The sequence below is a fragment of the Micromonospora sp. NPDC051141 genome, from assembly GCF_044455765.1.
Taxonomy (GTDB): Bacteria; Actinomycetota; Actinomycetes; order Mycobacteriales; family Micromonosporaceae; genus Micromonospora.
The window spans coordinates 15457-37977 of record NZ_JBITFD010000013.1 but is presented as its reverse complement, the minus strand read 5'-3'; the positions used below and the strand labels follow the sequence as shown (position 1 = coordinate 37977).

Annotated in this window: 24 protein-coding genes and 1 tRNA gene; 13 read left to right on the top strand and 12 right to left on the bottom strand. The window is 74.5% G+C overall.

From position 1 onward, the window contains the following. Positions 1–42 precede the first annotated feature (42 nt). The 5 genes from ACIA6B_RS23485 to ACIA6B_RS23465 all read left to right on the top strand — a co-directional run bounded on the left by ACIA6B_RS23485 (position 43) and on the right by ACIA6B_RS23465 (position 4616). Complete coding sequence (locus tag ACIA6B_RS23485) at positions 43–1008, top strand: PLP-dependent cysteine synthase family protein (protein ID WP_396776313.1); 966 nt, start codon at positions 43–45, stop codon at positions 1006–1008. 224 nt (positions 1009–1232) lie between these two features. Further along, entirely contained in the window at positions 1233–1979 is a 747-nt protein-coding gene (locus ACIA6B_RS23480) for an MBL fold metallo-hydrolase (RefSeq protein ID WP_396776311.1), read from the top strand. A gap of 54 nt (positions 1980–2033) precedes the next feature. Further along, positions 2034–2762, top strand: coding sequence for a ribonuclease PH (gene rph / locus ACIA6B_RS23475; protein WP_107162398.1), 729 nt, complete (start codon positions 2034–2036; stop codon positions 2760–2762). Further along, positions 2759–3382, top strand: a complete 624-nt coding sequence (rdgB, locus tag ACIA6B_RS23470) for an RdgB/HAM1 family non-canonical purine NTP pyrophosphatase (protein ID WP_396776308.1) — start codon at positions 2759–2761, stop codon at positions 3380–3382. The genes rph and rdgB overlap by 4 nt, the downstream gene beginning before the upstream one ends. A 10-nt stretch (positions 3383–3392) precedes the next feature. Beyond that, entirely contained in the window at positions 3393–4616 is a 1224-nt protein-coding gene (locus tag ACIA6B_RS23465) for a hypothetical protein (protein WP_396776306.1), read from the top strand. A 97-nt stretch (positions 4617–4713) separates the two neighbouring features. Here the strand turns inward: ACIA6B_RS23465 and hutH are convergent, their stop codons facing one another. Genes hutH through rfbA form a run of 8 tightly spaced genes read right to left on the bottom strand, consistent with a single transcriptional unit; the run spans position 4714 to position 14047 of the window. Beyond that, positions 4714–6252: a histidine ammonia-lyase gene (gene hutH, locus ACIA6B_RS23460; protein ID WP_396776304.1), complete on the bottom strand. Its 1539-nt coding sequence runs from the start codon at positions 6250–6252 to the stop codon at positions 4714–4716. After that, entirely contained in the window at positions 6249–7415 is a 1167-nt protein-coding gene (gene hutI / locus ACIA6B_RS23455; RefSeq protein WP_396776302.1) for an imidazolonepropionase, read from the bottom strand. The genes hutH and hutI overlap by 4 nt, the downstream gene beginning before the upstream one ends. Then, complete coding sequence (locus ACIA6B_RS23450; RefSeq protein WP_396776601.1) at positions 7412–8758, bottom strand: formimidoylglutamate deiminase; 1347 nt, start codon at positions 8756–8758, stop codon at positions 7412–7414. Before ACIA6B_RS23450 ends, hutI begins: the two co-directional genes overlap by 4 nt. Continuing rightward, positions 8755–9975: an allantoate amidohydrolase gene (locus ACIA6B_RS23445; RefSeq protein WP_396776300.1), complete on the bottom strand. Its 1221-nt coding sequence runs from the start codon at positions 9973–9975 to the stop codon at positions 8755–8757. The genes ACIA6B_RS23450 and ACIA6B_RS23445 overlap by 4 nt, the downstream gene beginning before the upstream one ends. Before the next feature lie 11 nt (positions 9976–9986). Beyond that, complete coding sequence (hutU, locus tag ACIA6B_RS23440; protein ID WP_396776299.1) at positions 9987–11636, bottom strand: urocanate hydratase; 1650 nt, start codon at positions 11634–11636, stop codon at positions 9987–9989. 12 nt (positions 11637–11648) lie between these two features. After that, positions 11649–12497, bottom strand: coding sequence for a MurR/RpiR family transcriptional regulator (locus ACIA6B_RS23435; RefSeq protein ID WP_396776297.1), 849 nt, complete (start codon positions 12495–12497; stop codon positions 11649–11651). 54 nt (positions 12498–12551) lie between these two features. Beyond that, the gene (locus ACIA6B_RS23430) at positions 12552–13160 is read right to left on the bottom strand and encodes a dTDP-4-dehydrorhamnose 3,5-epimerase family protein (protein ID WP_396776295.1); all 609 of its coding nucleotides are present in this window, start codon (positions 13158–13160) and stop codon (positions 12552–12554) included. Further along, positions 13157–14047 carry a glucose-1-phosphate thymidylyltransferase RfbA gene (gene rfbA / locus ACIA6B_RS23425; protein WP_396776293.1) on the bottom strand — a complete coding sequence of 297 codons (891 nt, stop codon included), beginning with the start codon at positions 14045–14047 and terminating at the stop codon, positions 13157–13159. Before rfbA ends, ACIA6B_RS23430 begins: the two co-directional genes overlap by 4 nt. A gap of 35 nt (positions 14048–14082) precedes the next feature. On the opposite strand from rfbA, the gene rfbB reads away from it, so the two are divergent. The 4 genes from rfbB to ACIA6B_RS23405 all read left to right on the top strand — a co-directional run bounded on the left by rfbB (position 14083) and on the right by ACIA6B_RS23405 (position 17565). Beyond that, entirely contained in the window at positions 14083–15081 is a 999-nt protein-coding gene (gene rfbB / locus ACIA6B_RS23420; protein ID WP_396776291.1) for a dTDP-glucose 4,6-dehydratase, read from the top strand. Next, entirely contained in the window at positions 15078–15968 is an 891-nt protein-coding gene (rfbD, locus tag ACIA6B_RS23415; protein ID WP_396776289.1) for a dTDP-4-dehydrorhamnose reductase, read from the top strand. The genes rfbB and rfbD overlap by 4 nt, the downstream gene beginning before the upstream one ends. Positions 15969–16164: 196 nt before the next feature. After that, positions 16165–16461, top strand: a complete 297-nt coding sequence (locus ACIA6B_RS23410; protein ID WP_357302057.1) for a hypothetical protein — start codon at positions 16165–16167, stop codon at positions 16459–16461. Between the two features lie 54 nt (positions 16462–16515). Next, positions 16516–17565 carry an expansin EXLX1 family cellulose-binding protein gene (locus ACIA6B_RS23405; protein WP_396776286.1) on the top strand — a complete coding sequence of 350 codons (1050 nt, stop codon included), beginning with the start codon at positions 16516–16518 and terminating at the stop codon, positions 17563–17565. A 222-nt stretch (positions 17566–17787) separates the two neighbouring features. On the opposite strand, the gene ACIA6B_RS23400 is transcribed toward ACIA6B_RS23405, so the two are convergent. From ACIA6B_RS23400 to bcp, 4 genes are all read right to left on the bottom strand, one after another. Further along, positions 17788–18318: a GNAT family N-acetyltransferase gene (locus ACIA6B_RS23400; RefSeq protein ID WP_396776284.1), complete on the bottom strand. Its 531-nt coding sequence runs from the start codon at positions 18316–18318 to the stop codon at positions 17788–17790. Positions 18319–18406: 88 nt separating this feature from the next. Further along, positions 18407–18484: transfer RNA gene (locus ACIA6B_RS23395), tRNA-Leu, on the bottom strand. Further along, positions 18475–19071 carry an HNH endonuclease gene (locus tag ACIA6B_RS23390; RefSeq protein WP_396776282.1) on the bottom strand — a complete coding sequence of 199 codons (597 nt, stop codon included), beginning with the start codon at positions 19069–19071 and terminating at the stop codon, positions 18475–18477. The genes ACIA6B_RS23395 and ACIA6B_RS23390 overlap by 10 nt, the downstream gene beginning before the upstream one ends. Before the next feature lie 31 nt (positions 19072–19102). Then, positions 19103–19573, bottom strand: coding sequence for a thioredoxin-dependent thiol peroxidase (bcp, locus tag ACIA6B_RS23385; RefSeq protein ID WP_107162775.1), 471 nt, complete (start codon positions 19571–19573; stop codon positions 19103–19105). Between the two features lie 124 nt (positions 19574–19697). On the opposite strand from bcp, the gene ACIA6B_RS23380 reads away from it, so the two are divergent. Genes ACIA6B_RS23380 through ACIA6B_RS23365 form a run of 4 tightly spaced genes read left to right on the top strand, consistent with a single transcriptional unit; the run spans position 19698 to position 22426 of the window. Continuing rightward, positions 19698–20420: an energy-coupling factor ABC transporter permease gene (locus tag ACIA6B_RS23380; protein WP_396776280.1), complete on the top strand. Its 723-nt coding sequence runs from the start codon at positions 19698–19700 to the stop codon at positions 20418–20420. Then, positions 20417–20875, top strand: a complete 459-nt coding sequence (locus tag ACIA6B_RS23375) for a PDGLE domain-containing protein (protein WP_396776279.1) — start codon at positions 20417–20419, stop codon at positions 20873–20875. The genes ACIA6B_RS23380 and ACIA6B_RS23375 overlap by 4 nt, the downstream gene beginning before the upstream one ends. Before the next feature lie 16 nt (positions 20876–20891). Then, the gene (gene cbiQ, locus ACIA6B_RS23370) at positions 20892–21662 is read left to right on the top strand and encodes a cobalt ECF transporter T component CbiQ (protein ID WP_396776277.1); all 771 of its coding nucleotides are present in this window, start codon (positions 20892–20894) and stop codon (positions 21660–21662) included. After that, the gene (locus ACIA6B_RS23365; protein WP_396776275.1) at positions 21659–22426 is read left to right on the top strand and encodes an energy-coupling factor ABC transporter ATP-binding protein; all 768 of its coding nucleotides are present in this window, start codon (positions 21659–21661) and stop codon (positions 22424–22426) included. Before cbiQ ends, ACIA6B_RS23365 begins: the two co-directional genes overlap by 4 nt. Positions 22427–22521 lie beyond the last annotated feature (95 nt).

Here is a 22521-nt window from a genome sequence, read left to right as displayed (position 1 = left end):
CGAGGTCCGCGCACGCCGTCGCCGTCCGCTAGGCGGCCCGCCATGGCGCGGTACGACAGCCTGCTCGACGCCTCCGGGGGTACGCCGCTTGTCGGCCTGCCCCGGCTCTCCCCGACCGTGCCCGACGGGGCGCCGCCGGTGCGGCTCTGGGCCAAGCTGGAGGACCGGAACCCGACCGGCAGCATCAAGGACCGCGCGGCCCTGTTCATGGTCCGCGCGGCCGAGGAGGCCGGCCGGCTCCGTCCCGGCGACACCATCCTGGAGCCGACCAGCGGCAACACCGGCATCTCGCTGGCCATGGTGGCGAAGCTGCGCGGCTACCGGCTGGTCTGCGTGATGCCGGAGAACGTCTCCACCGAGCGGGTGCAGCTGCTCCGGATGTACGGTGCGGAGATCATCTTCTCGCCGGCCGCCGGCGGCTCGAACCAGGCCGTCGCCACCGCCAAGCAGATCGCGGCCGACCACCCGGACTGGGTGATGCTCTACCAGTACGGCAACGAGGCGAACGCCCGGGCGCACTACGAGACGACCGGGCCGGAGCTGTTGCACGACCTGCCGGGCATCACCCACTTCGTGGCCGGGCTGGGCACCACCGGCACGCTCATGGGCACCGGCCGCTACCTGCGGGAGAAGGTCGACGGGATCCAGATCGTGGCGGCCGAGCCGCGCTACGGCGAGCTGGTCTACGGCCTGCGCAACATCGACGAGGGCTACGTGCCCGAGCTGTACGACGCCGGGGTGCTGTCCCGGCGCTTCTCGGTGGGCACCCGGGACGCGGTGCTGCGTACCCGGCAGCTCGTCGAGGTGGAGGGGATCTTCGCCGGCTTCTCCACCGGCGCGATCCTGCACGCCGCGCTCGCCGTGGCGCACGAGGCGGTGAAGGCGGGCCGCCGCGCCGACGTGGCGTTCGTGGTCTGCGACGGTGGCTGGAAGTACCTGTCCACCGGGGCGTACGGCGGCACGCTCGCGGACGCCGAGGACGCGCTGGACGGTCAACTCTGGGCCTGACGGCCCGGTGGCGGTCCGGTCGGTGGGGACACACCGGCCGGATCGCCGCGATCTCCCGGATCCCGGACGCGTATGGGTGTCACGTTGATGACAACTTCCGGTAGATGATTCTTGCCCGACCGGCCGCCGCGTAGGCTGCGCAGCGTGGCGAGCGCGTCGGTGGAGATCAACGGCGGGACGGCTGCCGACGCACCGACTACCCACGGTGAGATCGAGGCAACCGGATGCGACTGACCGTCCTCGGCTGTGCGGGCAGCTTTCCGGGCCCCGAATCGCCCTGCTCCGCCTACCTGATGGAGGCCGACGGGTTCCGGCTCCTGATCGACTTCGGCGCGGGCTCGCTCTCCACCCTCCAGCGTTACGTCGGGCTGCACGCCCCGGACGCCATCCTCCTCACCCACCTGCACTGCGACCACATGTTCGACGCGGTGAACTACGTGGTGGTGCGCCGGTACGCCCCGGACGGCCCCTACCCGCCCCTGCCGATGTACGCGCCCTCCGGCGCGCCCGACCGGCTGGCCAGCGCGTACGGGCAGGAGGAGGGCACGGTGGAGGACGTCTACCAGTTCTACGGCCTCCAGCCGGGCACGTTCCCGATCGGCCCGTTCACCGTCACCGTCGACCGGATGAACCACCCGGTCGAGACGTACGGGGTGCGGCTGGAGCACGGCGGCCGGGTGTTCTGCTACTCCGCCGACACCGCGCCCTGCGAGGCGCTGCTGCGCCTGGCCCAGGACGCCGACGTGTTCCTCTGCGAGGCCAGCTACCTGGACGGCATGGACAATCCGCCGGATCTGCACCTGACCGGCCGGGAGGCCGGTGAGGCGGCCACCAAGGCGGGGGTGGGTCGACTGTTGCTCACCCACCTCGTTCCCGCGTGGGGCAGCGAGTCGCACACCGTGGAGTCGGCGACCGGTGCGTACGCCGGGCCGATCGAGGTGGTCCGGGCCGGCGCCGGCTACGACGTCTGAGCGGACGCGGGCACCGGCAGGCGGCACGATCGGCGTACCGCATAGGGTGCAGGCATGGCGCGACCTGACGGGCGGCGGCCCGACCAACTCCGACCGGTGACCCTGACCCGGGGCTGGAGCACCCACCCGGAGGGCTCGGTGCTCGTCGAGTTCGGCGCGACGCGGGTGCTCTGCACGGCCAGCGTCACCGAGGGGGTGCCCCGCTGGCGCAAGGGTTCCGGGCTGGGCTGGGTGACCGCCGAGTACGCGATGCTGCCGAGGGCCACCAACACCCGCTCGGACCGGGAGAGCGTCCGCGGCAAGGTCGGCGGGCGCACCCACGAGATCTCCCGGCTGATCGGTCGCAGCCTGCGCGCCTGCGTCGACCTCAAGGCGCTGGGCGAGAACTCCGTGGTGCTCGACTGCGACGTGCTCCAGGCCGACGGCGGCACCCGCACCGCGGCGATCACCGGCGCGTACGTCGCGCTGTACGACGCGGTGACCTGGCTGGCCGAGCGCAAGTCGCTGACCGGCAAGGTGGAGAAGGTGATGCACCGGTCGGTGTCCGCGGTCAGCGTCGGCGTGATCGGCGGCGAGCCGATGCTCGACCTCTGCTACGCCGAGGACGTGACCGCCGAGGTGGACATGAACGTGGTCTGCACCGGCGCCGGCGACTTCGTCGAGGTGCAGGGGACGGGCGAGGCCGGTGTCTTCGCCCGCGACCAGCTCGACGCGCTGCTCGACCTGGGCGTGGCGGGTTGTCTGGAACTGGCCGACGCACAGCGGAAGGCGCTGAACCTGTGACCGACAACAAGGTGCTGCTGGCTACCCGTAACCGCAAGAAGCTCGTCGAGTTGCAGCGGATCCTGGACGGCGCGCTCGGCGCCCACCGGGTCGCCCTGGTCGGCCTGGACGACGTGGCGGAATATCCGGAGCTGCCGGAGACCGGCCTGACGTTCGGCGAGAACGCGCTGATCAAGGCGCGGGAGGGCTGCCGGCGCACCGGCCTGCCGACCATCGCCGACGATTCGGGCATCGCGGTGGACGCGCTCAACGGCATGCCCGGCGTGTTCAGCGCCCGCTGGTCCGGCCGGCACGGCGACGACCGGGCCAACCTTCAGCTCCTGCTGGACCAGGTGGGCGACGTGCCGGACGAGCACCGGGGCGCGGCCTTCGTCTGCACGGTGGCGCTGGTGCTGCCCGGCGGCAAGGAGCACCTGGTCGACGGCCGGCAGCCGGGCCGCCTGCTGCGCGCGCCGCGCGGCGAGGGCGGGTTCGGCTACGACCCGATCTTCCTCGGCGACGGGCAGGAGCGGACCAACGCCGAGCTGACGCCGGAGGAGAAGGACGCGGTCAGCCACCGCGGCAAGGCGCTACGGGAGCTGGCCAAGCTGGTCGCCAAGGTGCTCCCCGCGGCCGGCTGACGGCGTTCCCGTGACGGAGCGGACGACCGTGGACCTCGCCGGTCCGGCCGTGCTGTGGAGCCGGTGGGGAGTGCTCGGCGCGGCTCTCGCCGCGCTCGGCCACGACGACGTCTGGTGGATCGACGCCGACGGGGCCCACCACGACGACCACGGGGGCAACTGGGGGCGGCTGGTTCTCGTCGCCGGCGACCGGGCGGTGCTGTTCGGCTACGACCACGAGTACAGCGACACGGTGGACGTGAGTCCCCCGATCGACCTGCTCGCCGGCGCTCCCGCCTGGCTGCCCTGGGCGGAACTGGTCCGGCACGCCGACGACGACCAGCTCGGCTACGTCTACTGGCACGAGCACGGCGACTGGCACCGGGTCCGCTACCCGGACCGGGTCGCCGACGGCCTCCCGCAGACCGTCGGCGCCGTCCTCGACGCCGACCGCGCCCGCCGGGAACTGGCGGAGGTGGTCTTCGAGTGGGCCGGGCACGACGTCGACGACGAGGCGGAACGGGCGGACGTGGCGACCCACGCCGACCGACTGCTCGCCGCCGCGGCCGGCCACGCGGTCGACGCGGCGGCGCTCACCGGGCTGCTCGGGCGGGTCCGGTCCGTTCCGGTCGAGATGGACGCCGCGCTCGCCTCGGCAGCGAGGGCCGGTCTCACAGCCGGCACTGTCGCACCGGTCGTGCCGGCGAGTGCCGAGGTGCCGCACCGGCGGGTCCGGAAGCTCAGTGAGACGCAGCACGAACGGCTGGTCTGGGCGGCCATGGGTGAGGCGGACGAACTGCCCCGCCCGGAGCCGGCCGGCACCGGGGCACTGGCGGCGCTGGTGGACTGGGCGCGCCTGCGGGCCCCGGGCGCGGACGGCCGGTCCTCGGTGGTCGTGGAGGCGCTGGACGGCGCGATGCGCCAGATTCCGGGCGAGTGCTGCCCGGTGGACCGGCCCGGGGACGGTTTCCGGGATCTCTTCACGCTGGTCGAGGAACTCCGGGCGGCCGAGGCCGATGCCCGGCACGGGCGCTGGATCTTCCTGCGCTTGGCGACCACGGCGGACGGTTTCTCCGTCGAGCGCCGTTACGACTCCTGGCCGGACTGGATGGGGCCGCGGGACAGCGGCCCGTGGCTGTCCCACCTGCGCGCCGAGATGCGGTCCCGGGCCGCCGAGTTCCGGCCCCCCTGGACCGCGCTGCTCGACCCGGACGTCGCCCACCTCCCCACCCCACCCCCGCACCCCGGCCGCTGATTCACGGAAAGCGTGGCCATTCGACGTCGAACAGCCACGCTTTCCGTGAATCAGCGCGAAAGCAAGGCGGGGGAAGGGGGAGGGGGCGGAGTGGGCGTCAGGCTAGGGGGCCGGTGGCGCGCTCGATGGCGGCGCGCAGGTCGGGGCCGGTGACGACGGATCGGGCGGCCTCCATCAGCGGGGCGAGGAAGACGTCCGGACCGGGGTCGCCGATCGTGTCGCCGAGCGCGTCCAGCGCGGCCCGGCCGGCCGGGGACGGCTCCAGCGGCGCGCGGAGCTGGAGTCCGCGTACCGCCGCCAGCAGCTCCACCGCGAGCACGCTGGTCAGGTTGTCCAGCACGGTACGCAGCTTCTTGGTGGCCGCCCAGCCCATCGAGACGTGGTCCTCCTGCATGCCGCTGGTGGGCAGCGAGTCGACCGAGGCGGGGGCCGCCAGCCGGCGGTTCTCCGCGACGATGCCGGCGGCGGTGTACTGGGCGATCATCAGCCCAGAGTTCACCCCGGCGTCGGGGGAGAGGAACGCCGGCAGGTCCCGGTTACGGGCCACGTCCAGCAGCCGGTCCACCCGCCGTTCGGCGATCGCGCCCACCTCGGCGGCGGCGATGGCCAGGTAGTCGGCGGCGAAGCCGAGCGGCGCGCCGTGGAAGTTGCCCGTCGACTCGACCCGCCCGTCCGGCAGCACCACCGGGTTGTCCACCACGGACAGCAGCTCCCGGCCGGCGACCACCTCGACGAAGTCCAGCGTGTCCCGGGCCGCGCCGGCCACCTGCGGCGCGCAGCGCATCGAGTACGCGTCCTGTACCGCGTGGGCCAGGTCGTCGCGGTGCGAGTCCATCACCGCCGAGCCCTGGAGCAGCCGGTGGATGTTCGCGGCCGAGGCGGCCTGGCCGGGGTGCGGGCGGATGGCGTGCAGCTCGGGCAGGAACGGCCGCTCCGAGCCGAGCATCGCCTCGATGGCCAGCGCGGCGGTCACGTCGGCCATGGCGAACAGGTGCCGGGCGTCGGAGACGGCCAGCAGCAGCATGCCGAGCATGCCGTCGGTGCCGTTGATCAGCGCCAGCCCCTCCTTGGCGGCCAGCTCGACCGGGGCCAGCCCGACCCGGCGCAGCGCGTCCGCGGCGGGGATCCGGTCGCCGGCCGGGCCGAGCACCCAGCCCTCGCCGAGCAGCACCAGCGCGCAGTGCGCCAGCGGCGCCAGGTCCCCGGACGCGCCCAGCGAGCCGTGCTCCGGCACCCACGGGGTGATCTCGTGGTTGAGCAGGTCCACGAGCGCCTCGGCGACGAGCGGACGCACGCCGGAGCGGCCGAGCGCGAGCGAGCGTACCCGCAGCAGCATCATGGCCCGCACCACCTCGCGGGGCATCGGCGCGCCCACCCCGGCCGCGTGCGAGCGGATCAGCGCGTGCTGCAACTCGGCCCGCCGCTCGGGGGCGACGAACGTGTTGGCCAGCGCCCCGAACCCGGTCGAGACGCCGTACACCGGGCGGCCGGCCGCCTCGATGGTGTCCACGATGGACCGGCTGGCCGCCATCGCCTCGACGGCGGCGGGGTCGAGCACGACCTTGGCGGTGCCGCGGGCGACCGCGAGCACGTCGGCGGGGGTGACCCCGGTGGACAGGATGGTGACGGTGGTCATCGTGGCACTCCGTTGTGCAGAACGTGGCGGATCAGTGGCACCCCCGGCCGGTAGGCCAGGTGCAGGTGGGTCGGCGCGTCGAGGACGACCAGGTCGGCCCGGGCCCCGACGGTCAGCCGCCCGACGTCGGTGCGGCGCAGCGCCGCCGCCCCGCCGGCGGTCGCCGCCCACACCGCCTCCGCCGGGGTCATCCCCATCTCGCGTACGGCGAGCGCGACGCAGAACGGCATCGACGAGGTGTACGACGAGCCGGGGTTGCAGTCGGTGGCCAGCGCCACGGTGACCCCGGCCTCGAGCAGCCGGCGGGCGTCCGGGTAGCGCGACCGGGTGGAGAACTCGGCGCCGGGCAGCAGCGTGGCGACCGTCTCCGAGCCGGCGAGCGCGTCCACGTCGGCGTCGGTCAGGTGGGTGCAGTGGTCGACGCTGGCCGCGCCGAGTTCCACGCCGAGCCGGACGCCCGGCCCGGGGCCGAGCTGGTTGGCGTGCAGCCGGACGCCCAACCCGACCGCCTGCCCGCAGGTGAGGATCGCCCGGGCGTGGTCGGCGTCGAACGCGCCCCGCTCGCAGAACACGTCGATCCAGCGGGCGTACGGCGCGGCGGCGGCCAGCATCGGCCCGCACACCAGGCCCACGTAGTCGTCGGGCCGGTCGGCGTACTCGGCGGGCACCACGTGCGCGCCGAGGAACGTGGTGTCCTCGGTGAACTCGGCGGCGATCCGCAGCGAGCGGGCCTCGTCGGCGACGCTCAGGCCGTACCCGCTCTTGATCTCGACGGTGGTGGTGCCCTGCCGCCGCATCTCCGCGCGCAGCCGGCCCACGGTGGCGCGCAGGTCGTCGTCGGAGGCGGCGCGCGTCGCGCCGACGGTGGTCCGGATGCCGCCGCCGGTGTACGGCTCGCCGGCCATCCGGGCGGCGAACTCGGCGGCCCGGTCACCGGCGAAGACCAGGTGGGCGTGGCTGTCCACGAAGCCGGGCAGCACCGCCGCGCCGGCGGCGTCGACGCGCCGGGCGGCGGCGGGCGCGTAGCGGGCCGGACCGACCCAGGCCACCCGCCCGTCCTCGACCAGCAGCGCGGCGTCGCGGCGGACGCCCAGCGGGTCGCCGCCCCGGCCGTCGTTGGTGACCAGCTCACCGATGTTGTCCACGAGCAGGCTGCCGGTCATGACGTGACCGCCGCGATCGAGTCCCGCAGCTCGGTGGGGACGTCCACCGTCAGGTGCCGGCCGTCGGCCACCACGGTCCGGCCGTCCACCACCACCTGCGTGACGTCGGCGGCGGTGGCCGCGAAGAACACGCCGACCGGCGGCACCCCGGCGGTGCGGGCGCTGTCCAGCCGTACCGTCACCAGGTCGGCCCGGTCGCCGACGGCGAGCCGGCCGGCGTCGCCCCAGCCGAGCGCGGCGTGGCCGGTCACGGTGGCGGCGGCGAACAGTTCGGCGGCGGCGAAGTGCCCGCGTCGGCGGGTGCGCAGCCGTTCGTCCAGCTCCACCGCGCGGGCCTCCTCGAACAGGTCGACCACGGCGTGGCTGTCGCTGCCCAGGCTGAGCGGGCTGCCCGCCTCGACGATCCGCCGGGCCGGGCCGATCCCGTCGGCCAGGTCCCGTTCCGTGGTGGGGCAGAGGCAGACGCCGGTACGGCTGTCGCCGAGCAGCGTCACGTCGGCGGCGGTCGGGTGGGTGGCGTGCACGGCGGTGGTGTGCCGGCCGAGCACCCCGTGGTCGGCCAGCAGCCGGGTCGGCGTGCAGCCGTGCACGGCCCGGCAGGCGTCGTTCTCGGCCGGCTGCTCGGAGACGTGCGCGTGCAGCGGCAGCCCGTGCCGGTCCGCCCAGCCGGCCACGGTGGCGAGCTGCCCGGCCGGCACCGCGCGCACCGAGTGGATCGCCGCGCCGCGTCGCACGTGCCCGTCGGTGGGGCGGAACGCGTCGACCCGTTCCGCCCAGCGCAGCGCGTCGCCGTCGCCGAACCGGCGCTGCGGCCCGGTCAGCTCCGCGCCGTCCACGCCCGCCGTCAGGTACGCGGCGTCCAGCAGCGTGAGCCGGATCCCGGCGTGCGCGGCGGCCTCCACCAGCGCGGCGGACATCACGTTCGGGTCGTCGTACCGGGTGCCGTCCGGGCCGTGGTGCAGGTAGTGGAACTCGCCGACGCAGGTGATCCCGGCGAGCGCCATCTCCGCGTACGCGGCCCGGGCCAGCGCCAGGTAGGAGTCGGGGTCGAGGCGGGCGGCGACCGAGTACATCGGGTCCCGCCAGGACCAGAAGTCGCCCCGGCCGGCGTGGGTGCGCCCGCGCAGCGCCCGGTGGAACGCGTGCGAGTGGGCGTTGGCCAGGCCGGGCAGCGTCAGGCCGGGTAGCCGGACGGCGTCCACCGTCACCCCGGCGGCCGGCGGACCGCCACCGGTCAGCGGCGTGACGGCGGTGAGCCGCCCGTCCGTCGCCTCGATCAGCACGTCCGACGTGGGTTCGGCGTGCTCGGGCAGCCAGGCGTACTCGGCCAGCCAGCGGGTCAGCGGCATGCCAGTTCCTCCAGCACCCGGGCCAGGGCGGTCACCCCGGCCGCGCAGTCGGCGTCGGTGGCGGACTCGGCCGGGGAGTGCGACACCCCGGTCGGGTTCCGCACGAACAGCATCGCGGTGGGCAGGTGCGCGGCCAGCACCCCGGCGTCGTGTCCGGCGCCGGTCGGCAGCACCGGCGCGTCGAGCAGCGCGACGAGCCGCTCCGCCAGCCCGCCGTCGAACGCGACGAGCGGCGTTGCCGACTCCCGCGTGCAGGTCAGCGCCGTGCCGTCCCGGCCCGCCCGCTCGGTGGCCTTGGCGCGTACCGCCTCGACCAGGCCGTCCAGCGTCGCCGCCTCGGCCGCCCGCGCGTCCAGCCAGCCGGTGACCCGGGACGGGATCGCGTTGGTGGCGTTCGGCTCGACCGACACCCGGCCGACGGTGGCGTGCGCGTCGCGCAGCCGGGCCTCCTTGTTCGCCGCGAGCACGGTGAACGCGTAGGTGAGCATCGGGTCGCGCCGGTCGGCCATCCGGGTCGTACCGGCGTGGTTGCCCTCGCCGGTGAAGTCGAACCGCCACCGGCCGTGCGGCCAGATGGCGGACGCCACCGCGACCGGCGCGTCCGTGTCGACCAGCGCGCGGCCCTGCTCGACGTGCAGCTCCACGAAGGCCGCGAAGCGGCCGAGCAGCGCCGGGTCGGCGCCCGCCGGCCGCCCGCCCAGCGCGTCGGCGAAGCTCACCCCGGCCTGGTCGCGCAGCCCGGCCGCGCGGTCGACGTCGATCTCGCCGGTGAGCAGCCGCGACCCCAGGCAGGGTACGCCGAACCGGGCGCCCTCCTCCTCCACGAACGCGGCCACCACGACGGGCCGGTCCGGGGTGGCCCCGGCGGCCCGCAGCTCGTCCACGGCGAGGAACGCGCTGACGATGCCGAGCGGCCCGTCGTAGGCGCCGCCGTGCGGCACGGAGTCGAAGTGGCTGCCGGTGAGCACCGCGCCGCCGGTCGCCGGGTCGCCCCACCAGGCGAACAGGTTGCCGTTGCCGTCCTCGCTGACCGGCATGCCCCGCCGGTCGGCCTGCTCCCGGAACCAGCCGCGCAGCGTGCGCTCCGGCTCGGTCAGCGCGTACCGCAGGTAGCCGCCGCTGCCGGCGTCCCGCCCGACCGGCGCGATCTCGTCCCACAGCGCGCGGAACCGGTTAACGAGGGGCCCTTCCTCTACCGAATGCGTTGACAAGGGGCCCCTCCTTACGCTTCGGCCATCGGGACGCGGACGCCGGTGCGCTCCGCGACCTCGCGGGCGTCGTCGTAGCCGGCGTCCACGTGCCGGATCACGCCCATCGCCGGGTCGTTGGTGAGCACCCGCTCGATCTTCTGCCCGGCGAGCGCGCTGCCGTCGGCGACGCAGACCTGCCCGGCGTGGATGGACCGGCCGATGCCGACCCCGCCGCCGTGGTGGATGGACACCCAGGACGCGCCGCTGGCGGTGTTGACGAGCGCGTTGAGCAGCGGCCAGTCGGCGATCGCGTCGGAGCCGTCGGCCATCGCCTCGGTCTCCCGGTAGGGGCTGGCCACGCTGCCGCAGTCCAGGTGGTCCCGGCCGATCACCACCGGCGCGCTCAGCTCACCGGAGGCCACCATCTCGTTGAACCGCACCCCGGCGCGGTCCCGCTCGCCGTAGCCGAGCCAGCAGATCCGGGCCGGCAGGCCCTGGAACGCGACCCGCTCGCCGGCCATCCGCATCCACCGGGCGAGCGACTCGTTCTCCGGGAACAGGTCGAGGATGGCCCGGTCGGTGGCGGCGATGTCGCGCGGGTCGCCGGAGAGCGCCGCCCACCGGAACGGGCCCTTGCCCTCGCAGAACAGCGGCCGGATGTACGCCGGCACGAAACCGGGGAAGTCGAACGCCCGCTCGTACCCGCCGAGTTTCGCCTCGCCCCGGATCGAGTTGCCGTAGTCGAACACCTCCGCGCCAGCGTCGAGGAAACCGACCATCGCCTCGACGTGCTTCGCCATCGACGCCCGCGCCCGGTCGGTGAACTCGGCCGGCTTGGCCGCCGCGTAGTCCCGCGCGTCGCCCGGCTCCACCCCCTCCGGCAGGTACGACAGCGGGTCGTGCGCGCTGGTCTGGTCGGTCACGATGTCGATCTCGACGCCGCGCGCCAGCAGCTCGGGGAAGAGGGTGGCCGCGTTGCCGACCACGCCGACGCTGAGCGCCCGCCGGTCCCGCTTCGCGGCCAGCGCCCGCTCCACCGCGTCGTCCAGCGAGTCGGCGATCTCGTCCAGGTAGCGGTCGTGTGCCCGGCGTTCCAACCGGGTCCGGTCCACGTCCACGATCAGGCAGACGCCGCCGTTCATGGTGACCGCCAGGGGCTGCGCGCCGCCCATCCCGCCGCAGCCGGCGGTGAGCGTCAGCGTGCCGGCGAGCGACCCGTCGAAGCGCTTGGCGGCGACCGCGGCGAACGTCTCGTAGGTGCCCTGGAGGATGCCCTGGGTGCCGATGTAGATCCACGACCCGGCGGTCATCTGCCCGTACATGGTCAGGCCGAGCGATTCGAGGCGGCGGAACTCCGGCCAGGTGGCCCAGTCGCCGACCAGGTTGGAGTTGGCCAGCAGCACCCGTGGCGCCCACTCGTGGGTGCGCAGCACGCCGACCGGCCGGCCGGACTGCACCAGCATGGTCTCGTCGTCGCGCAGCTCGGTGAGCGTCCGCACCAACGCGTGGTACGACGGCCAGTCCCGGGCCGCCTTTCCGGTGCCGCCGTAGACCACCAGGTCGTCGGGGCGCTCGGCCACCTCCGGGTCGAGGTTGTTCATCAGCATCCGCAGCGCGGCCTCCTGCGGCCACCCCTTCGCGGTGCGTACGGTGCCGCGGGCGGCGCGGACGGGCTGGTGCATCTCGTACTCCTCTCAGCCGAGGAACAACTGGCGGCGGGCGGCGGACGACTCGAACGCCTCGAGCCGGGCCTGGGTCTCGGCCGGGGCGGCGTCGCAGATCGCCTGCAACACCACCATGGCCAGCGTCATCGGGGCGGTGTGCAGGTCGAAGACGAGGTCGGTGCCGACCGCGGCGGGCAGCACCACCTCGGCGTGGTCGGTGGCCGGGCTGACCGGGGAGTCGGTGATGGCCACCACCGTCAGCCCGGCGTCGCGGGCCTCGCGCAGCGCGTCGAGCGTCTCCCGGGGGTAGCGGGGCAGCACGAACGCGAGCAGCGCGGTGGCGCCGGCGGCGACGGCCTGGTCGAGCCGGTCGGCGAGCAGGCTGCCGCCGTCGTCGAGGACCCGCACGTCCGGGTGCACCTTCGCGGCGAAGTACGCGAAGTACGCTGCCAGCGGCGCGGCGGCGCGCAAGCCGAGCACCGGCAGTGGTCGGGTGGCCGCCAGCAGCTTGCCCACCTCGGCGATCCGGTCGGCGTCGGCGAGCTGCCCGGCGAGCCGGTCGAGGTTGGCCCGCTCGGCGTGCACCGCCCGTTGCAGCGGGTTCCCGGCCGCGGCCGGCTCGGTCGTCCCGGTGGCGGCCAGTTCCCGCAGCCGGCGGCGCAGCGCGGGGTAGCCGTCGTGCCCGAGCGTCATGGCGAACCGGGTCACCGACGGCTGACTGACCCCGGCCAGTTCGGCCACCTCCGCCGCGGACAGGTACGCCGCCGCGCCGGCGTGGCGTACCAGGCAGTGCGCGATGCGGCGCTGGGTCGGGGTGAGCCGCACGCCGTGGAAGAGGTCGAGCAGGCGGTCGGCGCTGGACGCACCGTTTTCATTCACCCGCTGACTCTATGCATGAAAACTTTCAGCAGGCAAGGGGGGCGGCGGTCCCGCTCAGGCCGACGGGTCCGCGCCCAGCCCGGCGGTGAAGGACCGGCAGACGTCGTAGTCGGGCAACCGGCCCGCCGCCCGCGCCTCGGCCAGGCTCGGCGCGGCGGCGTCCCGCGCGGACAGCAGCGGCGTCGCGGTCGGCCAGTCGATGGCCAGGGCCGGGTCGAGCGGGTGCACGGTGTGCTCGGCCGCCGGCCGGTACGTGGCGGAGCAGAGATAGCTGATCGTGGCGTCGTCGGTCAGCGCGCAGACAGCGTGCCCGAGCCCTTCGGCGAGGTAGACGGCCCGCCGGTCGGCGTCGTCCAGGCGTACCGCCTCCCACCGGCCGAAGGTCGGCGAGCCGACCCGCACGTCCACCACCACGTCCAGCACCGCCCCCCGGACACAGGTCAGGTACTTGGCCTGGCCGGGCGGGACGTCGGCGAAGTGGACGCCGCGCACCACGTCCCGCGCCGAGACCGAGAGGTTGGCCTGGGCCAGCCGCAACGGATGCCCCACCGCCTCGGCGAGCCGGTCGTGGCGGTACCACTCCAGGAAACGTCCGCGCGGGTCGCCGTGCTGCTGCGGCGTGACCTCCCAGGCCCCCTCGATGCCCAGCGGCCGGATCCTCACGAGCCGCTCCGGACGGCGCCCGGCCGCTCGGCCAGCAGGCCCAGCAGGTAGTCGCCGTAACCGCTGCGGGTCAGCGGGTGGGCCAGCGCCCGCAGCCGCTCGTCGTCGATCAGCCCGGACCGCCAGACCACCTCCTCGACACAGCCGATCTTCATGCCCTGGCGCTCCTCGATCACCCGGACGAACTCGGCGGCCTGCATCAGCGAGGTGAACGTGCCGGTGTCCAGCCAGGCGGTGCCCCGGTCGAGCACCGTCACGGACAGCTCGCCCCAGCCGCGGTAGGTCTCGTTCACCGCCGTGATCTCCAACTCGCCACGGGCGCTGGGCGTCAGCTTGCGGGCGATGTCGACCACCCGGTTGTCGTAGAAGTAGAGGCCGGGCACCACGTACCGGGAGCGGGGCCGGGCCGGCTTCTCCTCGATCGACAGCACCCGGCCGGCCGCGTCGAACTCGACCACGCCGTACGCCTCCGGGTTGGCGACCGGATACGCGAAGACCCGCCCGCCGGCCGGGTCGCCGTGCTGCGCGAGCTGCCGGCCGAGACCGACGCCGTGGAAGATGTTGTCGCCCAGGACCAGCGCGACCGACTCGTCACCGATGAAGTCCGCGCCGATCAGGAACGCCTGCGCGATGCCCTCCGGCCGGGCCTGCTCGGCGTACGTCAGCCGCAGCCCCCACTGGCCGCCGTCGCCGAGCAGCCGCTCGAACTGCGGGCGGTCCTCCGGCGTCGTGATCACCAGGATCTCCCGCACCCCGGCCATCACCAGCGTGGACAGCGGGTAGTAGACCATCGGCTTGTCGAACACCGGCATGAGCTGCTTGGAAACGGCCCGCGTGATCGGCCAGAGCCGGGATCCGGTGCCACCGGCGAGAAGGATTCCGCGCACCCGCGGAGCGTACCGTCGCGTAAACTCCACGATCCGTGAGGATCCTCGTCACCGGTGGCGCCGGCTTCATCGGCTCGGAGTACGCGCGGATGCTGCTCGGGCGGCCCGGCGGCGACGGGGCGTGGACCCCGGACCCGGCGCCCACCGCGGTGACCGTGCTGGACAAGCTCACCTACTCCGGCAACCCGGCCAACCTCGACCCGGTACGCGACGATCCCCGCCTGCGCCTCGTGCACGGCGACATCTGCGACGCGGCCCTCGTCGACGACGTGGTCGGAGGCCACGACGTGATCGTCCACTTCGCCGCCGAGTCGCACGTGGACCGGTCCATCACCGGGGCGGCCCCGTTCGTCACCACGAACGTGCTCGGCACCCAGACGCTGCTCGACGCCGCGCTGCGCCACGGCACCCGCCGCTTCGTGCACGTTTCCACCGACGAGGTGTACGGCTCGATCGACGTCGGCTCCTGGACCGAGGCGTGGCCGTTGGCGCCGAACTCCCCGTACTCGGCCTCGAAGGCCGGCGCCGACCTGCTGGCGTTGGCCTACCACCGCACCCACGGCCTCGACGTGGTGGTGACCCGATGCAGCAACAACTACGGGCCGTACCAGTTCCCGGAGAAGGTCGTCCCGCTCTTCGTCACCAACCTGCTCGACGGCGGCACCGTGCCGCTCTACGGCGACGGCGGCAACGTCCGGGACTGGCTGCACGTGCACGACCACTGCCGGGGCATCGCGCTGGTGCAGGAGAAGGGCCGCGCCGGCGAGGTCTACCACATCGGCGGCGGCACCGAACTGACCAACCGCGAACTGACCGGCCGGCTGCTGGCGGCCTGCGACGCCGACTGGGACCGGGTGGCGCCGGTCCCCGACCGCAAGGGCCACGACCGCCGCTACTCGCTCGACATCACCAAGATCCAGAACGAGCTGGGGTACGCCCCGAGCATCGACCTCGACCGGGGCCTGGCCGACACCGTGCGCTGGTACCGGGAGAACCGGGCCTGGTGGGAGCCGCTGAAGGCGGCGCACCGGTGACCCGGCTGCTGGTCACCGGCGCCGGCGGCATGCTCGGTCGCGACCTGGTGACCGTGCTGCGCGCCCGCCCCGACCGGTCCGTCACCGCCGCCACCCGCGCCGACCTCGACGTCACCGACCCGGACGCGGTACGGGACGCGGTCGCCGGGCACGACGTGGTGCTCAACGCCGCCGCGTGGACCGATGTGGACGGCGCCCAGACCCGGGAGCGCGACGCCACCGCCGTCAACGGCGACGCGGTCGCGCACCTGGCCCGGGCCTGCGCCGCCACCGGCGCCCGGCTGGTGCACGTCTCCACCGACTACGTGTTCGGCGGCGACGCCACCCGGCCGTACCCGGAGGACGCGCCGACCGGCCCGGTCAACGCGTACGGGCGGAGCAAGCTCGCCGGGGAACGGGCGGTGGCCCGGCTGCTGCCCGAGCGCGGGTACGTGGTGCGGACCGCCTGGCTCTACGGCGCCCACGGGCGCAACTTCGTCACCACCGTGCTGCGGCTGGCCGCCGACCGCGACCGGCTCGACGTGGTGGCCGACCAGCACGGGCAACCGACCTGGTCGTACCGGCTCGCCGAACGGCTCGTCGCGCTCGCCGACGCGGCGCTGGCCGGCGACGCCGCGCCGGGCGTCTACCACGGCACCGCGTCCGGCGAGACGACCTGGTACGGCCTCGCCCGCGCGGTGTTCGCACTGTCCGGCCTGGACCCGGCGCGGGTCCGCCCGACCACCGGCGACCGCGTTCCGCGCCCGGCGCCCCGCCCCCGCTACAGCGTGCTGGCCCACGACCGGTGGGCCGCCGCGAAACTGCCGCCGCCCGGAGACTGGCACACGGACCTGGCCGAGGCGCTGACCGACCTCGACGGCCGGCCCGGAGCACCTCCGCCGGGCTGACCTCGTCCGGACGGACCACACCGCCCGCCGGTCGGCCCGCCCGCCCGGCCCGGAACACCTCCGCCGGGATAACCTCGTCCGGACGGACGACACCGCCCGCCGGTCGGCCCGCCCGCCCGACGCGGGCCTTGCGGCCGACCCGTGCGGGATCGATGATGGCCGAAAGAACCGGACCGGACCGGACCGAGGAGTCGACATGCAGGTGATCCACCAGCCACGGGTGGCGTGGGACACGGCCCGGGTGATCGGCGACGCGCTCCGGGACGACGCGCTGTTCGGCTGGCTCCACCAGGAGTTCGGCGGCCTGTTCGGGCCCGCCGCCGGGGATGCCCTCGCGGAGAGCCGCGACCGGGTCCGCTGGGCCGGCGACGCCCGCCTCCCGGTCGAGACCGGCCTCTGGCGGGTCCGCCTGGAGGACGCGCTGCGGCAGCGCCCGGAGCTCGCCGACGAGCTGGCCGGTCTCGCCTCGGTCGCCCGCGCGCACCGGCCTTAGCTTTCGCTTAGCCCGCTTGTCCGGCGACCACCCGGTCCGGCAGCATCGACCGGCGTGACCGACGGCAGCGCGCCCCACCCCGCCACGTCCACCGGCGACGGGCACCCGCCCACCCGGACCGGACGTCGCCGTACCCCGACCCGGGCCCGCCGCCGGCTCGCCGCCGCCGGCCTGGCCGCCCTCGCCGCCGTGGTCGCGGTGACCCTCGCGGTACGCGGCGGCGCGGCCCCCGCCTGCGCCGCCCCACCCCGCGCGGCCCTTCCGTTGGCGGTCGTTCCCGCTCGCGCGGCCCTTCCGTTGGCCGCCCCGCCGGCCGGTGGCGTCACGCACACCGGCAAGGCCACGTTCTACGACTCGAAGGGCGCCGGCGGCAACTGCTCCCGGCCCGCCGCGCCCGCCAACCGGCTCTACGTCGCGCTCGGCCCGAGCGAGTACGCGGCCGGCGCCTCCTGCGGCGGCTTCCTCGACGTCACCGGCCCGCGCGGCACCGTCCGGGTGCTCGTCATGGACCAGTGCCCGGAGTGCGCCCCCGGCCACCTCGACCTCTCCGCCGAGGCGTTCGCCCGGATCGCCGACCCGGTGCAGGGCGTGGTGCAGGTCCGCTACCGGGCCGTGGTCGACCCGCCGCTGCCCGGCCCGCTCACGTTCCGCCTCAAGGAGGGCGCGTCCCAGTGGTGGTTCGCCGTCCTGGTCGGCGACCACGGCAACCCGCTGCGGTCGGTGGATGTCCGGCAGAACGGCTCGTGGCGCGCGGCGGCGCGCGAGGACTACAACTACTGGCTGATCCCGTCCGGCGCCGGCCCCGGCCCGTACACGATCCGGGTCACCGACGTGTCCGGCCACCGGGCCACCGCCACCGGCATCCGGATGCTTCCCGGTCAGGTGCAGCGCAGCACCACCCGGATGTACGGCGGCGGCGCCGCGACCACCGCCCGTACCGCGAAGCCGTCCCGCTCGCCGTCGTCCCCCCGCCCGACCCCGACCCCGACCCCCAGCCGTCCCGCCTCCCCACCCCCGCCCACGTCACCCTCGGCCACCCCGCTCCCGGCCTCCCCGTCCCCGCTGACGCCCCTCCGCGAGGCCGCCGCCCCCACCTGCACCTGACCCACCCCGCCCCCCGCCCCCCGCCCCCCGCCCCCCGGCCCTCCGTCACCCCGCACCCCACCCCCGCACCCCCACCCCCGCACCCCCGCACCCCACCCCCGCACCCCCGCACCCCCGCACCCCCGCACCCGTGCCCACTGATTCACGGAAAGCGTGCCCATCCCGGCCGGAATGACCACGCTTTCCGTGAATCAGCGCCCTTCCTCAAGAGCGGGTGGGGGGTCAGGGGAGGGGGAGGGGGAGGTCCTGCCACATGAGGATCTCGTCGCGGGAGTCGGTGGGGGACAGGCGTAGGGCGGCGGGGAGACGGCCGACCTCGCGATAGCCGAGGCGGCGGTAGAAGCGGTCCAGGCCGAGCCCGTCGCGGACCGTCACGTGCAGCGCCGTCACGCCCAGCGAGCGGGCCACCCGCTCCGCCTCGCGCATCAGCGCCGCGCCGTACCCGCGTCCCTGGGCGTCGGGGTGCACCATGACGCGCTTGAGCACCCGCCAGTGCGTCTTGAGGTGGAAGCGGTTGTCGCTGATGACCAGGACGGCGACGAGCCGGTCATCCTGGTAGCCGGCGAGCAGCCGGTCCGGTCCGTCGGCCACGTCGGCGAGCGTCGACTCGGCGAACGGGCGCACCTCGGCGGCGCTCACCGGGGCGACGAAGCCGACCGCGCCGCCGGCGTTGGTCGCCGCCACCCAGAGGGTGACGAGCCGTTCGCGCAGCTCGGGGGTCAGGTCGGGGTCGAGCACGAAACGCAGGTCCACGCCGCCATCCTGCGCGTGACGACGCGACCCGGGCCTACGTTCGTGACCTTCCCGACAGATGCCGGTGCCAACGGCGCCGGTGGACGGGTGGTAGGGCCGGCGGGACTCGAACCCGCACTGGTGCGGACCTAAACCGCATGCCTCCTGCCAATTGGGCTACGACCCCTTCACGGTGAACACCGTCGTCCTCCACGGCCATTCTGGCTGACGTCGCAGGCGCCTGCCGATCGGGAAGCCGGTCGGTGTCACAGCCTCCGGATCGTAGACCACGTCCGGCGCCGGCACTGCCGGCCTCCGGTTGCCGGCGTACGTGGCGGTCTGGCTGTGGCAGTTCGGGCAGAGCAGCCGCAGGTTGCGTGGACGGTTGTCCAGGAAGTCGCCGTTGATGTGGTCGACGTGCAGGGTGAGCGGCGCACCCTGCCAGGTGGCACCGATCCCGCACGCCTCGCACTCGTCCGGCAGGCCGATCGCGTGGAGCGCCCGCTTGAGTCGATGGCCGGCGACTCTGCGGCTGCCCTCCGGGCGGTTCGTGAGCAGCGCCGTCACCGGCAGGCGGACACCGCGCCTGCCCCTGTTGTGGGCCTGCCCGGTGAAGTGTGAGGTGTCGACGCCGAAGCGTTTGAGCTGCCGGCTGATGTGCGCGTGCGACCCGCCGCTGATCCGCACCCCCAGCAGTCGCATGACCTCGGTGACGCTGTGCGCCCGCGCGGCGGTCGCGGCCAGCAGCTCGGGGGAGTACCGGTAGCGAACCACGTGCCGACGGTAGCGGCGGCCTCCGACAGCGTCAGTCGAGACCGAGGTCGCGGCGCAGCTTGGCGACGTGCCCGGTGGCCTTGACGTTGTAGAGCGCCCGCTCGATCTTGCCGTCGGCGTCGATGACGAACGTGGAGCGGATCACGCCGGTGACGGTGCGCCCGTACGACTGCTTCTCGCCGTACGCCCCGTACGCGGTCAGCACCGCCTTGTCCTCATCGGCGACCAGCGGGAACGTGATCGCGTCACGCTCGCGGAACTTCGCCAGCTTCGCCGGCTTGTCCGGGGAGATGCCGACCACCTGGTAGCCGGCGGACTGCAACGAGGCGAGCGAGTCGCGGAAGTCGCACGCCTGCTTCGTGCAGCCGGGCGTCATGGCAGCCGGGTACGCGTACAGGATGACCTTGCGACCACGCAGGTCGGCCAGGGAGAGCGTCCCGCCGTCATCGGTCGGGAGCGCGAAGTCGGGGGCGGGGTCGCCGGGGTTCAGGCGGTCGGTCATGGCGGGAACGATACCGCCGCACGCGGGCCGGAGGCGGGCGGCGACGCGCGGCCGGGTGGTGATCATCACCATGGCTTGTTGCAAGGGATTGGCAACAACGTCTCGCGGGAAATAGGCTCTGCCCGTGGAAACCCTGGCGATGCACATCTCCAACGGGATCATCGACGGTCCCGTCGCCGCGATCTTCGCGGCCTTCGCGCTCGCCGCGCTCACGTTCTGCGTGCTGCGCGGCCGGGCCGACCTCGACGACCGGCTGGCGCCGATGGCCGGCCTGGTGGCCGCGTTCATCTTCGCCGTGCAGATGCTCAACTTCCCGATCTTCACCGCCGGGGTGAGCGGCCACCTGCTCGGCGGCGCGCTCGCCGCGCTGCTGGTCGGCCCGTGGGTGGGCGCGCTCTGCGTCGCCGTGGTGCTTGTCGTGCAGGCCCTGGTGTTCGGGGACGGCGGGGTGGCCATGCTCGGCCTCAACATCACCAACATGGCGATCCTGGGCACCGCCGCCGCGTACCTGCTGATCGCGCTGCTGCTGCGGGTGCTGCCGCGCACCCCGGCCGGGCTGGCGGTCACCGCGTTCGTGTCCGCGCTGGTCAGCGTCGTGGTCGCGTCCCAGGGCTTCGTGCTCCAGTACTGGCTGGGCGGCACCACCGACCTCGGCAGCAACCTCGGCGGGCTGGCCGGCACGATGGCCGTCGCCCACCTGCTGATCGGCATCGGCGAGGGCCTGATCACCGCGACCACTGTGGTCACCGTCGCCAAGGTCCGCCCCGATCTGGTGTACGCGTTGCGTGCCCTGAGGAAGCCGGCCGTACCGGCCCCCGCCGTCCCGGTCGCCGGAGGTGCCCGATGAGCAAGCGTTCCTGGCCGTTCCTCCTCGGTGGCCTGCTGGTCGCCCTGCTGCTGGCCGGCGTGGTCAGCAACTACGCCTCGTCCCACCCGGACGGGCTGGACTCCTCGCTGCTCAAGGGCTGCACGGTGAACGCCGACGACGAGATCACCGGCGGTAGCTGCCCGGCCCAGCAGGCGAAGGATCACGAGTTGGCGGACAGCCCGCTGGCCGACTACGGCGTCCGGGGAATCGGCAACGACTTCCTCTCCACCGGCCTGTCCGGCGTGCTCGGCGTGCTGCTCACGTTCGCGCTCGGCGGCGGCCTGTTCTGGCTGGCCCGCCGCCGCGGCCCGGCAGCCACCGGCTCGGCAGCCGCCGGCCCGGCAACTGGCGGCCCGGCAGCCGGCGGCCCGGCAGCCGCTGGGCCTGCGGGCGACGACAGCGGGACCACCGCGCAGCCCTCCGGCACCCGCTGAGCCGGGGGATCGACGAATGGGCGCCGGGCACGGGCACGTGCTCTACCGCGAGTCCGGCTCGCCGGTGCACCGCCTCCCGCCGGAGGTGAAGATCACCGCCATGGTGCTGTTCACCGTGGCGGTGGTGGCCACGCCCCGGGAGGCGTACTGGGCGTTCGGCGGGTACGCGCTGCTGGTCGTCGCCGTGGCGGCGCTGGCCCGGGTCGGTCCGCGCTGGCTGCTCGGCCGGGCGCTGATCGAGCTGCCGTTCGTGCTGTTCGCGTTCGCGCTGCCGTTCCTCGGCACCGGCGAGCGGGTCGGGGTGGCCGGGCTGAGCCTCTCCGTCGACGGGCTGCACGGCGCGTTCAACATCCTGGCCAAGGGCACGCTCGGCGTACTCGCGTCGCTCCTCCTCGCCGCGACCACCACGACCCGGGACCTGATCCTCGGCCTGGACCGGCTGCGCTGCCCGCAGATCCTCACCCAGATCGCCACGTTCATGCTGCGCTACCTGGAGGTGCTGGTCGGCGAGGCCCGGCGGATGCGGCTGGCCCGGGTGTCCCGGGGCGACGACCCGCGCTTCCTCTGGCAGTTGCGCGGCTTCGCGGCCGGTGTCGGCGCGCTGTTCCTGCGCGCGTTCGAGCGCGGCGAGCGGGTCTACCTGGCGATGGTCTCGCGCGGCTACACCGGCCGGATGCCGGCGGTGTGGCAGGGAGCCGGCGCGGCCACCGCCGGGCAGTGGGCGGTCGCCGCGACGGTCCCGGTGATCGCGGCCTCCATCGCCGCCGCCGCGCTCGTCCTGCAATGATCGGGTACGTGCAGCCGCCGCCCTCCCTGGACGTCCGTGGCGTCCGGTACGCGTACCCGGACGGTCACGTCGCCCTGCACGGGGTGGACCTGACCGTGCCGCGCGGCGACCGGGTGGCGTTGCTGGGGCCGAACGGCGCCGGCAAGACCACGCTGGTGCTGCACCTCAACGGCATCCTCACCCCGACCGAGGGCACGGTCGAGGTGGGCGGCCTGACCGTCTCCCGCGACCGGGGCACGCTGGCCGAGGTGCGCCGCCGGGTCGGCATCGTCTTCCAGGATCCGGACGACCAGCTCTTCCTGCCCACGGTGGCGGAGGACGTCGCGTTCGGTCCGGCCAACCTGGGGTTGCGCGGGGCCGAGCTGGCGGAACGGGTCGACGAGTCCCTGGCGGCGGTGGGCATGACCGAGCACCGGGACCGGGCGCCGCACCACCTGTCGTTCGGGCAGCGGCGGCGGGTGGCGGTGGCCACCGTGCTCGCGATGCGACCGGAGATCCTGGTGCTGGACGAGCCGTCGTCGAACCTCGACCCGGCGGCCCGCCGGGAGCTGGCGGAGATCCTGCGCGCCCTGCCGGTGACGCTGCTGATGGTCACGCACGACCTGCCGTACGCGGCCGAGCTGTGCCCCCGCGCGGTGATCCTGGACGGCGGCCGGATCGTGGCCGACGCCCCCACCCCGGACCTCCTCGCCGACGCCGCCCTGCTGGCGAAACACCGCCTCGAACTCCCCTACGGCTTCACCCCGCCCCTCCCCCGCCCCTGACCCGGCCCCTCCCGCCCCGACCCTCGACGATCTTGCACTTTCCGCCCCGACAAAGAGGACAGAAGCCGCACCACACGGGCCGCAACCGCAAGATC

Excerpts from the sequence above, each read along its gene's own strand:
- ACIA6B_RS23485 (WP_396776313.1), top strand. The coding sequence starts at position 43 with ATGGCGCGGTACGACAGCCTGCTCGACGCCTCCGGGGGTACGCCGCTT.
- ACIA6B_RS23480 (WP_396776311.1), top strand. The coding sequence starts at position 1,233 with ATGCGACTGACCGTCCTCGGCTGTGCGGGCAGCTTTCCGGGCCCCGAA.
- rph (WP_107162398.1), top strand. The coding sequence starts at position 2,034 with ATGGCGCGACCTGACGGGCGGCGGCCCGACCAACTCCGACCGGTGACC.
- hutH (WP_396776304.1), bottom strand. The coding sequence starts at position 6,252 with ATGACCACCGTCACCATCCTGTCCACCGGGGTCACCCCCGCCGACGTG.
- hutI (WP_396776302.1), bottom strand. The coding sequence starts at position 7,415 with ATGACCGGCAGCCTGCTCGTGGACAACATCGGTGAGCTGGTCACCAAC.
- hutU (WP_396776299.1), bottom strand. The coding sequence starts at position 11,636 with ATGCACCAGCCCGTCCGCGCCGCCCGCGGCACCGTACGCACCGCGAAG.
- ACIA6B_RS23410 (WP_357302057.1), top strand. The coding sequence starts at position 16,165 with ATGCAGGTGATCCACCAGCCACGGGTGGCGTGGGACACGGCCCGGGTG.
- bcp (WP_107162775.1), bottom strand. The coding sequence starts at position 19,573 with ATGACCGACCGCCTGAACCCCGGCGACCCCGCCCCCGACTTCGCGCTC.
- ACIA6B_RS23375 (WP_396776279.1), top strand. The coding sequence starts at position 20,417 with ATGAGCAAGCGTTCCTGGCCGTTCCTCCTCGGTGGCCTGCTGGTCGCC.
- cbiQ (WP_396776277.1), top strand. The coding sequence starts at position 20,892 with ATGGGCGCCGGGCACGGGCACGTGCTCTACCGCGAGTCCGGCTCGCCG.
- ACIA6B_RS23365 (WP_396776275.1), top strand. The coding sequence starts at position 21,659 with ATGATCGGGTACGTGCAGCCGCCGCCCTCCCTGGACGTCCGTGGCGTC.